This window comes from Aureimonas endophytica (assembly GCF_014642635.1).
In the GTDB taxonomy this organism is placed as follows: domain Bacteria; phylum Pseudomonadota; class Alphaproteobacteria; order Rhizobiales; family Rhizobiaceae; genus Plantimonas; species Plantimonas endophytica.
In genome coordinates, this window is the sequence record NZ_BMIQ01000006.1 from 135,681 (window position 1) to 147,364 (window position 11,684).

Below are 11,684 nucleotides of genomic sequence, written 5' to 3' on the forward strand. Positions count from 1 at the left end.
AACCGCGCGGCGGCGAAACGAAAGAGACTATTCCGCCGCCTCGCTCGGGCGCACGAGATAGGGATGTGCCGTGCCGGCTTCGAGGCGGCGCAGCCGGGTTTCCAGGGTGGCGAGACGCTCGGCGGCTTCCTCTTCCGGCGTCAGCTCCTTTTCCTTGGCCCCGACGAAACGGCCGAGGGCCCAGCGCAGGAGGCGCGAGAGATCGTCCATGACGAGATAGAAGGACGGGACCACGACGAGGCTGAGGAGCGTCGAGACGATGACGCCGCCGATGACGGCGATCGCCATCGGCGAGCGGAAGGCGCCGCCCTCGCCGATGCCGAGGGCGGAGGGCAGCATGCCGGCGGACATCGCCATCGAGGTCATGATGATCGGCCGGGCGCGCTTGCGGCCCGCCTCGATCATCGCCGCGCCGCGCTCCATGCCGGCGCGCCGCATCTCGATGCCGAAATCGACGAGAAGGATGGCGTTCTTCGTCACGATGCCCATCAGCATCAGGAAGCCGATCATCACCGGCATCGAGATCGGGTTGGAGGTGAGGATCAGGGCCATCGCGACGCCGCCGAGCGCGAGCGGCAGCGACAGGAGAATGGTGAAGGGCTGGATCACGTCCTTGAACAGGAGGATCAGCACCGTCAGCACCAGCATCAGGCCGAGCACCATCGCGTTGACGAAGCCGCCGACGAGCTCGCCCTGGATCTCCGCGTCGCCCGCCTCGGCGAAGCGCACGGTCGGCGGCAGCTCGGTCGCCGAGGCGATCTCCTTGAAGCGGGCCGTCGCCGAATCGAGGGCCGCGCCGGGCGGCAGGTCGGCGCCGATGGCGGCGCGGCGCTGCCGGTTGAAGCGGTCGATGGCGCTCGGGCCTTCGGCGATCTCGAGATCCGCGACCGCCTGAAGCGGCACGCTGCCGCCATCGGCGGTCGGCACGCGCAGGCTCTTCAGCCGCGCCAGATCCTCGCGGAAGCGCAGGTCGAGCTGGACGCGCACCGGCAGGAGGCGGTCGTCGGCGGAAAGCTTGGCGAGCGCCGCGTCGACATCGCCGATCGTCGCGATCCGCACCGTGTCGGCGATGCCCTGCGTCGTGACGCCGAGCCGCGCCGCCTCGGTCGGGCGCGGGCGGATCTGGAGCTCGGGCCGCGCCAGCGCGCCGGTCGCCGCGACATTGGCGAGCAGCGGATCGCCGCGCAGCGCCATTTCCAGCTTGCCGATCCCCTCCTGCAGGTCGCGGTCGTTGGTGGCGAGAAGGTTGAAGGAGATGTCGCGCTCGCCGCGATCGTTCAGCTTGAAGGCGCGCAGATCCGGGATGGTCGCGAGCTTGGCGAAGACTTCCTTCTCGATGTCGGATTGCGGCCGGTGCCGGCCGCCGATCGCCGGGCGCGGCAGATGGAGGCCGAAGCGGTCGCCGAGGCCGGCCAGGGCGTTCAGCACCGTCTTCGGCAGCGAATGTTCCTTGCGCTCCAGGAGCACGGTCATCGCCGCGCGGCGCACGTCGAGGCTGCCCGTCGGCGAGGTGCCGCCGAGCACGAAGACGTTCGAGACGCCCTCGATGCCGGCCAGAAGGCGGCGCGCGCCTTGCGTCGTCTCGTCGGTCTCGGCGAGCGTCGTGCCGGGCGGCAGTTCGGCCGAGACGACGATGCGCGACACGTCCTCCGGCGGGAACAGGCTGCCCGGAATCTGCATCATGAAATAGAGCGAGACGCCGAGAATGCCGAAGGCCGCGACGACGGTGAGATAGCGCACGCGCAAGGTCGCCCGCACGAGGCCCGTATAGGCGCGCATCACGAGCCCGTCCTTGTCCGCCTCGCCATGCGCGTCCTTGTCGCGCATCAGATAGGCGGCCATCATCGGCGTGATCAGGCGGGCGACGAGGAGCGAGAAGAAGACCGCGATCGCCACCGTCAGGCCGAACTGGCGGAAATACTGGCCCGGAATGCCCGGCATGAAGGACACGGGCACGAAGACGGCGATAATGGTGAAGGTGGTGGCGATCACCGCGAGGCCGATCTCGTCCGCCGCCTCGATCGCGGCGCGATAGGGCGACTTGCCCATGCGGATATGCCGGGCGATGTTCTCGATCTCGACGATCGCGTCGTCGACCAGGATGCCGGTCGCCAGCGTGATGGCGAGGAAGCTGATGAGGTTCAGCGAGAAGCCGAGCATGTCGATCGCCCAGAAGGTGGGGATCGCCGAGAGCGGCAGGGCGACGGCCGAGATCAGCGTCGCGCGCCAGTTGCGCAGGAAGAGCAGCACGACGAGCACGGCCAGCACCGCGCCCTCGATCAGCGTGTCGATCGCCGATTCGTAATTGCCGTAGGTGTAGAAGACGGCGTCGTCGACGAGATTGATCGTCACCTGCGGATGGTCGGCGCGCAGCTTGTCCAGCGTCGCGGCCACCGTTTCGGCGACCGAGACCTCGCTCGAACCCTTCGCCCGGAACACGGCGAAGGTGACAACCGGATTGCCGTCGAAGCGCGAGAACGAGCGCTGCTCCTCATAGGTGTCGCGCACCGTGCCGAGATCGCCGAGCCGCACGAAGCGCCCGTTCGGCAGCGCGATCGCCGTCGCCTCCAGCGAGGCGGCGGAGGCCGCGTCGCCGAGCGTGCGGATCGCCTGCTCGCGATTGGCCACCTGGCCGCGCCCGGAGCCGAGATCGGCATTGGTCTTCACCACCTGCCGGCTGACATCGGCCGCCGTGATGCCGAAGGAATCGAGCTTGGCCGGATCGAGCTCCATGCGGATCTCGCGCGTCGCCCCGCCATAGCGCTCGATCTTGCCGATGCCCTTGCGGCCCTGCAATTCGCGCTTCACCGTGTCGTCGACGAACCAGGAGAGTTCCTCCAGCGTCATCGACGGAGAGGAGACGGCGAAGGTCTGGATCGCCTGCCCCTCGACGTCGATCTTGGAGACGATCGGCGGCTCGACGCTGGCCGGCAGGTCGGAACGGATGCGGTCGATCGCGTCCTTGGTGTCCTGCAAGGCCTGATCGGTCGGGATCTCGATGCGGAATTCGACGCCCGTCGTCGACACGCCGTCGGTGACGGTGGAGGTGATGTTCTTCACGCCGACGACGCCGGAGACGGCGTCCTCGATCTCCTTCGTCACCTGCTTTTCGAGTTCCGCCGGCGCCGCGCCACTCTGCGTCACGACGATCGAGATCACCGGCACGTCGATATTGGGAAAGCGGGTGATCGGCAGCGTCTTGAACGACTGCCAGCCGACGACCAGCAGCAGCACGAAGACGAGGATGGGCGCGATCGGATTGCGGATCGACCAGGCGGAGACGTTCATCACTGGCTCCCTAGCGCTTCGCCTGAAGGCTCAGCGGGTCCTCGGCGAGGACCGGCGTGATCCGGTCGCCCTCGCGCACGAAGGCGCCGGCCTTGGCGACGACACGGTCGCCCGGCTGGAGGCCGGCGGTGACGGTGACGAGGCCGGCATCGCGCGCGCCGAGCGTCACCGGCACCTTGCGGACCTTGTCGCCTTCGAGCTTCAGGACGCTCGGCGCCGTGCCGTCCGCCGTGACGGAGGGCAGCGGCACCGTGACGCCGCTCTGCCGCGCCACGACGATCTCGGCATCGGCATAGATGCCGGGCGGCGTCCCGGGGGCCGCGCCGAGCGCGATGCGCACGATGCCGAGCCGCGTCGTCTTGCCGATCGTCGGTTCGACCAGCCGCACCGTGCCGGCGATCGGCTGGCGCGCGCCGATCGGCGTGACACGGGCCTCCTGGCCGGCGCGGATGCGGCCGATATCGGCTTCCGCCACATCGGCGCGCAGTTCCACCGCGCCGTCGCGGATGAGGGTGAAGAGCGGCTGGCCGGTGGCGGAAGCGACGGCGCCGATCCGGGCATTGCGCGCCGAGACGATGCCGGCCACGGGCGCCTTCACCGCCGTGCGGCGCAGCTTCAGTTCGATATCGGCGATCTCGGCATCCGAGACCTTCAGTTCGGCCTGCGAGACGCGGGCGCCCTGCTGGGCCGCGAGCAGGCGCGCATTGGCCGCCGCCGCCGAGGCCTCGGTCTCCTGCACCTGCGCCTGGCTGATCGTGCCGTTGCCGGCGAGCCGGGCCGTGCGCTCGGCGACGCGCCGCGCCTCGTCGGCATTGGCCTTCGCCTCGGCGATCTGCGCCTCGACCTGGGCGATCGTCGCCTCGGTCTTCGCCCGCGAGGCGAGGACCTGGCTCTTCTGGAGCAGCAGCGCGTCGGAGGACAGCGTCGCGAGGACCTGACCCGCCGCGACGCTGTCGCCGACATCGGCGGACAGGTTCTCGATCGCCAGCCCCTCGATCTCGGGCTGGACGTCGACCTCCTCCACCGGCTGCACCAGACCGGAGGCGATGATGCGGTCGGCGATCTCGCCGGTCTTCGCCTCGACGACGACGATGGAAGGCGCGGCGACGGGGGCGACCGGCGCGGCCGCCGGCACGTCCTCGGCGCGGACGGCGGCGATGCCGGAGGCGGCGACGGCGACCGTCGCCAGCGCGACGCGGATGAGGGCAGACTTGATCATGACGCCACCTTCAGGGGCTGCTCGGCGGCGCGGGCCGAGCCGAGCTCGGATTGCGCCCAGGCGAAAAGACGATCCGTCATCCGGCGCGCCTTCGGCAGAAAGCTCGCTTCGTCCTCGAAGGCGCGCTGGCGGAACAGACTGGAACAGAAAAGCAGCAGGAACTCGGCGACCTCCCCGACGACCGCCGAATCTTCCGCGCCGGGGCCGGCGAGACGGCCGACGAGACGGAAGACATTGTCCTCGATGGACCGGTCCATCTCCGCCTTCACCGCCGCGATCTCCGGGTGGACCAGGGCGGCCGCGTCGATCTGAAGCCAGAGCGCCGCCTCGTCGCGGCTCATGGCGAAGAGGTTCTTGTCGAGAATGGCGCGCATGCCTTCCACCGGATCGGCCGCGTCCAGCGCCGCCGCGAAATCGGCGCGGACATCGGAGGCGCATTGATCGACCAGCGCGGTGACGAGGGCGATCTTGGACGGATAATAGCGATAGAAATTGCCGACGCTCATCCCGGCGCTCGCGGCGAGATCCTGCATGGAGGCGCCGTCAAGCCCCTTGCGCGCGACGGTCGTCGCGATGCGGTCGAGGATCTCGCCCGCCTTGCCCTCGCTGCCGTGCCTGCCCTGCATCATGCCCTTCGCATCCGCCGCCATCGCCGCCGACCTCTCGCCCTGGCGCCTTATAATGAATGAACGTTCATTCACACAAGAGGAGATCGCGTTCCGGCTGACGACGGATCGATGGAAAGCGGCGGCATGCGTCTTAATTTCCGCCTGCGGCGCCGTGCGCGCGACTGACGAAAGGGAACGAGACCCATGCGGATCGAGCCAAGTTTCCTGTTCGACCTCGACGGCACCCTGGTCGACAGTGTCTATCAGCATGTCCTCGCTTGGCAGGAGGCGCTGGACGAGGAGGGCATCGACCTGTCCGTCTGGCGCATCCACCGCAAGATCGGCATGAGCGGCGGGCTGTTCACCAACCAGCTTTTGCGCGAGATCGGCCAGCCGATCACCGAGGAGAAGGTGGAGCGGCTGCGCCATCTTCATTCCGCCGCCTATGACCGGCTGCACCGCCGCATCAAGCCGCTGCCCGGCGCGATCGAGCTTCTGAAGACCCTCACCGATTCGGGGATCAAATGGGCGATCGCCACCAGCGGGCGCATGGAGACGGCGCGCTTCAACCTCGAGGCGCTCGGCGTCGATCCGGGCGCCGTGCCGGTCGTCACGCGCGATCTCGTCAAATATGCCAAGCCCGATCCCGATCTCTTCCTCGCCGCCGCCGAGCGGCTCGGCGTCGACATCCGCACCTCGATGGTGGTCGGCGATTCGATCTGGGACATGCTGGCGGCGCAGCGCTGCCGGGCGCTCGGCGTCGGGCTGCTCTGCGGCGGCTACGGGCAGGAGGAGCTGGAGCGCGCCGGCGCCTATCGCGTCTACGAGGACCCGAAGGATCTTCTTGGCCATCTCGACGAGGTGGGCGGCCGCCGCTGATCGGACCCATGTGCAATCTCTACGCGATCACCACACCGCAAAGCGCGCTGCGCGACTTCGTGAAGGCGCAGAAGGACGTGGCGGGCAACCTACCGTCTCTGCCGGGCGTCTTTCCCGACTATGCCGCGCCCATCGTCCGCAACGGCGAAGACGGCATCGAGCTCGCCAGCGCCCGCTGGGGCCTGCCCTCCCCCGCCTTCGCGCTGAAGAATCGCATCGCCGATCCGGGCGTCACCAATGTGCGCAACGCGGCGAGCCCGCATTGGCGGCGCTGGCTCGGCACGGCCCATCGCTGCCTCGTGCCCTTCAACAGCTTTTCCGAATACGACTCGGTGGCGGGGCACAAGGAGCCGGTCTGGTTCGCCCTGTCGGACAAGCGCCCGCTCGCCTGCTTCGCCGGCCTCTGGACCTCTTGGACCTCCGTGCGCAAGGCCAAGGAAGGCGAGGTCACGGTCGACTGCTTCGCCTTCCTCACCTGCGAGCCGAACCGGGAGGTCGGCGCCATCCATCCGAAGGCGATGCCGGTGATCCTGACCGAGCCGGACGAGCGCGAGGCCTGGCTTCGCGCCGACTGGAAGGACGCCGCCGCCCTGCAACGCCCCCTCCCCGACGGCGCGCTGTCCATCGTCGCGCGCGGCCGGCGGGAGGATGGCGGCGAGGCGGCGGACCAGCCGCGCGACCTGTTCTCGGCTTGAAAGATTCGAAACCTCGAAACCGCCTCCTTCTCCCGAGTCGGGAGAAGGTCGCGGCAGCGGGATGAGGGAGCCGTGGAGCTCCGGCGTCCCTGCCCTACGGCTCCCTCACCCGGCCCTTCGGGCCACCCTCTCCCGGCTCGGGAGAGGGCGGGCGCCTTTGCCTGAAGCGTGGCGTCAGGCCGCCGCGCCCGGCAGGAACCGGGCATCCGCCGCGTCGAGTTCGCGGCGGAGGCGGGTGACGAGGAAGCTCTCTTCCGGCACGCAATTCGCATAGGTCAGCTTCTCGCCCTTGGCGATCGGCCGGGTCACCTTGGCCTTCTCGGCAAGGCCGAGCGGCAGGGCCTGCGCCGCGCGCCCGTCCTCCCAGGTCATGGCGAAGCCGCGATAGTCCGTCTCGCCGATCTTGCCGAGCGTGTCGCCGGGGATAAGATCGCGCTTGGCGACGGCCGCGCATTCGGCGACGGGATAGTCGACGGGCTGCATGTCCGGCATGCCGCGCATCACCGCCTTGATGGCGGAGAGCGGCACTTCGAGGCTCGTCAGGTGGAAGGGGCGGCACAGGGTGTAGCAGGGGCCGGGGCCGACCTTCAGGTCGGTGACGCGCTCCAGGACGCGCGGATGGCGGGGGCGGACGATGGCGAAGACGCCGGGCGCGACGCCCTTGCCGATCGTGTAGTCGACGCAGCCCGGCTTCGACAGGATGCCGCCATCCTCCTTCGCGCAGAGCACCTGCGCCAGATTGTCGAGCGTCGCGGCCGGGCCGTGCATGCCCGGCACGTCCGGCTTCAGGCCGGTGGCATTGGCGATGGCCGTCATCTCGACCATCGTCTTCGAGCCGTCGACGAATTCGACGAGGACGCGCGCGTTCATGTTGCGGCGCGCCGCCTCCTCCTCGAACTCGGCCGGCATCGCGTCGAACTTCAGGGCATTGTTCTTGCCCTTGCCGGCGGCGACGACATCGAAGCCGAGCGCCTGGGCGAGACCGATCAATTCCAGCGTCGCGGCCGGCTCGTCGCCGGCGGCCCCCGTATAGACGACGCCGGCCCGCGCCGCCTCGCGCTTGAGATAGCGGCCGATGGTGATGTCCGCCTCGACATTCAGCATCACCAGATGCTTGCCGTTGCGGAAGGCCTCCAGCGCGATCTCCGTGCCGGTATTCGGATTGCCGGTGGCGTCGATCACCACCTGCACGCGGCCCGAGGCCGCCAGCTCGCGGAAATCCGGGCAATAGGCGGTGCGGCCCGCCTCGATCACGCGATCGATGTCGCGCGCCGTCGCGGCGCCGCTCCAGGCGAGCCCGGCCATCGCCATAGCGGCCTCGACACGGGCCGAGGTGCCGGCGCAGATCGCCCCCAGCCGGACGCCCGGCATCAGGGCGCATTGAACCGCGAGATCGGTGCCCATCTGGCCGGCGCCGACCAAGCCGAGCGTGACCGGCCCGTGCGTTTCCGCATAGGCGGCGAGTTCCGCCGCCAGACCGACCGTCGCAATCGTCATGTCGTTTCTCCGCTTCCTCTTGGAACCGGTCTTACATGACTTGGAGGAAGGCGCGAACGGCTTTCGTCGTCCGGCTACCGTTCGCGCGTGTCGCGGCTGCCGTCGCCGCAGACGCCCCGGCGCCAGTAGGACATGACGAGATGATCCTGGCGCGACCGGCCGAGTTCCTTGCGCAGATAGGCGCGGATGGCGCGGAAGGCGGCGAACTCGGCCGCCGCCCAGACGAAGACCTCGCCGTCCCCCGGCCCGACGGCCGCGCGCGCCGCGTCGAGGAGAAGGTCCGTCGTGCCGGGCGCCGCGCCGCCGCGCGCCAACCATTCGACGGCGACGGAGGCCGGGCTCGGCAGCGCCTGACGCTCCGAGGCACCGGCGATCTCGATGAAGGCGCGCGCCTCCCGGTCCGGCCCGATCTCGGCGAGGATGCGGGCGATCGCCGGCAGGGCCGTCTCGTCGCCGAGGAGCACGAGGCGGCGCGCGGTCGGAATGTCGCCGCCGCCCGGCCCGGTGATGCCGACGACGTCGCCGGGCCGCGCCGAGGCGGCGAAGTCCGACCCCGGCATGCCCTCGCCCTCGTGCAGCACCATGTCGACGTCGATCTCGCCCGCCGCGACATCGATGCGCCGGATCGTATAGACGCGCGAGGCGAGCGCGTCCTCGCCCTCCGGCATGGCGAGCCGCCCGTCCGGGCCGAGTTCCGGCCATTTCGGCGCGGGCCTGTCCTTCGGCGGCAGCAGCAGGCGCAGATGGAGGCCGCCATGGGCGAAGCGGTCGAGGTCCGAGCCGACCAGGGTGACGCGGCGCATATGCGGCGTCACCTGCCGCGCCGCCGCGACGCGCATCTCGCGGAAGAAGGGCGGCACGCGCGCCTCGCAGCCGTCGCCCGTCCAGGCGATGGACGGCGCCGGCCGGGCGAATTCGATCACATGCTCGGCGACGGCCATCTTCATATAGGCGAGCGAGGTCTCGTCCCCCGCCTCGACCGTCACATGCAGCCGGTCCGGCGCCGCCCGCATCGCCGCCTCGCCGTAGTCGGTGGAAAGATGCGCCGACGCCCCGTCGCGCGACACGCTCGCATGTTCGACGAAATGGTCGCAGAGCCGGTCCATCAGCGCCGGCGCCTCGGCATAGGCGAGAAGGGCTTCGGCCTTCAGGCGCGGCGCGCCCGCCATCGCGGCGCTCACCATGTCGCATGCGCCTTGAAGAGGACGCCCCGCCCTTCGATGTAGCCGCAGGCATAGTAGTTCTGGCAGCCGGACACGGCCTTCTCGTCGAAGACATTGGTGACGTTGGCGGAGACGCCCCAATTGGCGCGGTCGTAGCGCAGCGCCGCGTCGACCACGGTCGAATCCGAGACCTTCAGGAAATTCTGGTTGTCGGCGAAGCTGTCGCCGACATAGCGCAGGCCGACGCCGCCGCCGAGACCGTCGAGCGCGCCGTCGCGCACGGTGTAATCCGCCCAGAGTGAGGCCTGCACCTCCGGCACCAGCCAGGGCCGGTTGCCGACGAGCGTCGGATCGACATCGCGGGTGATCTCGAGATCGAAAGCCGTGAAGGCGCCGACCAGCTTCCAGTTGCGGTCGAGATTGACATTGGCCTCCAGTTCCAGGCCCTTCGAGCGGATCTCGCCGACCGCCCGGGGAATGAAGAGCGCATCCGTCTGGAGCGTGTTGCGGCGCGTCAGGTCGAAGAGCGAGGCGGTGAAGACGGCGTCGAGGAAGGTCGGCGCGTATTTGACGCCGACTTCGTATTGCTCGCCCGTCTCCGGCGGCACGCCGTTGCCCAAGGCATCCGTGCCGATCTGCGGGTTGAAGAAGCGCGAGACGCTGACATAGGGCACGACGCCGTTCTTGAACTCGTAGCCGAGACCGGCGCGGCCGCTGAAGGCGCCGTCGTCGCTCACGTAATCCGCCTGCTCGGTGAGAAAGGCGGAGAGCGGCCGACGATCGTCGTTGTCGATGCGGACCTGATCGTAGCGCCCGTTGAGCGTCAGGATGAAGCCGTCGCCGAACTTGGCCTGTTCCTGGAGGTAGAAGCCGACCTGGTTGAGATCGGTCGTGCTGTCGTTATAGGGCGCGCCGAGCGCCGGCAGGCTGTTCAGATAGACCGGATCGCGGGCGCTGAGCGGATTGGCGTAGCCGACCGCCTGGGTCTGGTCGATGCGGAAATACTTGTAGTCGATGCCGGCGAGGATCTGATGGCGGATGGCGCCCGCCTCGAATTCCGCCACCATCCGATTGTCGGTGGTGAGCGTGTCGACCGCCGTGTCATGGCCGAAATTGATGCGCCCGAGAAGGTCGCTGCCGGCCGGCGGCGCGAAGAGCGCCGCGTAGTTGTTCGACAGGTTCGTCGGGTCGGCATAGCCGTAGAAATAGGGACCGTATTCGCGGCGCTCGGCATGGCCGTAGCGCGTGTTGGAGGACAGCGTCAGCCAGTCGGTCGCCGCCGTCTCGAATTCGTAGCCGAGGAGCACCTGACGATTGCGGAACCGGTCGAGATCGGGCTCGGAATAGAAGATGTCGCGGTCGATCCGGCCGAAGGGCGCGTCCACTTCCGTGCCGACATAGGGCAGGAAGCCGGTCGTGTGCCGCTGATCGTCATATTGATAGCTGCCATAGAGGTTCAGCCGCGTGTCGGCATCCGGCTGGAAGGTGACGGTCGGCGCGATGAGGCCGCGGAAATTGTCGGCGAACTCGGTATCCGTGTCGCCGCCCTTCACCTTGCCGAGCAGGCGATAGCTCCAGACGCCGTCCGTCGTGAAGCGGTCGCCGATGTCGAAGGCGCCGTAGCCGTTCGGATCGTCGTCGATGCCGCCCTCGACATAGCGGATGCGCTCGCCATTCGCCCGCTTCGACACGGAATTAACGAGGCCGCCCGGATTGCTGCCGCCGTAGAGCACCGAGGCCGGACCGCGCAGCAACTCGACGCGCTCCAGAAGGAAGGGATCGATGATGAAGCCGCCGAAGGCATAGGAATAGAGATTGAGGCCGTCGAGATAGATGCCGGTCTGCGTGGCGTTGAAGCCCCGGATATAGATCCAGTCCGTGTCGCTGTCGGGCCCGTAGGGCTGGGACAGGACGCCCGGCGTGTAGCGCAGCGCCTCGTCGAGCTTCTGGACGCCGCGATCCTCCAGTTCCTCCCGCCCGATGACGGACACCGACTGCGGCACCTCGACGAGCGGCGTATCGGTCTTCGAGCCGGTGGCGGTGCGCTTGGCGACATAGCCGGTGACCGGGCCGGTGGCGCTCTCGCCGTTTCCGCCCGCGCCCGAGCCGGCGCCGTTATTGGCGGCCGCGTCGATCGTCACCGTGTCGAGCTCGATCGCCTGTTGCGCTTCGGCTTGGCTGGCGAGAACGGCGGACACGGCGCCAAGCGCGACGGACAGGAGAAGGCGGGACGACATCGGCGGACCAGGACTCGAAAAGGAACGGTCGAGACCTAGCGATCTTTAATATGACTCTTCAATTCATCTTTTTGAATCAAGGCGCTTTGCGCCTCCCC

General features: G+C 68.9%; 8 protein-coding genes. 2 read left to right on the top strand and 6 right to left on the bottom strand.

Features of this window, described 5'->3' with window-relative positions:
• Positions 1-27: 27 nt before the first annotated feature.
• The 3 genes from IEY14_RS18230 to IEY14_RS18240 are packed head-to-tail and all read right to left on the bottom strand — an operon-like array spanning position 28 to position 5,157.
• Positions 28-3,288 carry an efflux RND transporter permease subunit gene (locus tag IEY14_RS18230; protein ID WP_188911047.1) on the bottom strand — a complete coding sequence of 1,087 codons (3,261 nt, stop codon included), beginning with the start codon at positions 3,286-3,288 and terminating at the stop codon, positions 28-30.
• A 10-nt stretch (positions 3,289-3,298) separates the two neighbouring features.
• Positions 3,299-4,507, bottom strand: coding sequence for an efflux RND transporter periplasmic adaptor subunit (locus IEY14_RS18235; RefSeq protein WP_188911049.1), 1,209 nt, complete (start codon positions 4,505-4,507; stop codon positions 3,299-3,301).
• Positions 4,504-5,157, bottom strand: a complete 654-nt coding sequence (locus IEY14_RS18240) for a TetR/AcrR family transcriptional regulator (protein ID WP_210318490.1) — start codon at positions 5,155-5,157, stop codon at positions 4,504-4,506. Before IEY14_RS18240 ends, IEY14_RS18235 begins: the two co-directional genes overlap by 4 nt.
• A 162-nt stretch (positions 5,158-5,319) precedes the next feature.
• Between IEY14_RS18240 and IEY14_RS18245 the strand changes: the two genes are divergently transcribed.
• Positions 5,320-5,994 carry an HAD family hydrolase gene (locus IEY14_RS18245; protein ID WP_188911053.1) on the top strand — a complete coding sequence of 225 codons (675 nt, stop codon included), beginning with the start codon at positions 5,320-5,322 and terminating at the stop codon, positions 5,992-5,994.
• Between the two features lie 8 nt (positions 5,995-6,002).
• Positions 6,003-6,689 carry an SOS response-associated peptidase gene (locus IEY14_RS18250; RefSeq protein ID WP_188911055.1) on the top strand — a complete coding sequence of 229 codons (687 nt, stop codon included), beginning with the start codon at positions 6,003-6,005 and terminating at the stop codon, positions 6,687-6,689.
• A gap of 174 nt (positions 6,690-6,863) precedes the next feature.
• Here the strand turns inward: IEY14_RS18250 and IEY14_RS18255 are convergent, their stop codons facing one another.
• From IEY14_RS18255 to IEY14_RS18265, 3 genes are all read right to left on the bottom strand, one after another.
• A complete protein-coding gene (locus IEY14_RS18255) occupies positions 6,864-8,186 on the bottom strand; it encodes an NAD(P)H-dependent oxidoreductase (protein WP_188911057.1) in 1,323 nt (440 codons plus the stop codon).
• A 74-nt stretch (positions 8,187-8,260) separates the two neighbouring features.
• Positions 8,261-9,370 carry a siderophore-interacting protein gene (locus IEY14_RS18260; protein ID WP_244639568.1) on the bottom strand — a complete coding sequence of 370 codons (1,110 nt, stop codon included), beginning with the start codon at positions 9,368-9,370 and terminating at the stop codon, positions 8,261-8,263.
• Entirely contained in the window at positions 9,364-11,586 is a 2,223-nt protein-coding gene (locus IEY14_RS18265) for a TonB-dependent siderophore receptor (RefSeq protein ID WP_188911059.1), read from the bottom strand. Before IEY14_RS18265 ends, IEY14_RS18260 begins: the two co-directional genes overlap by 7 nt.
• Positions 11,587-11,684 lie beyond the last annotated feature (98 nt).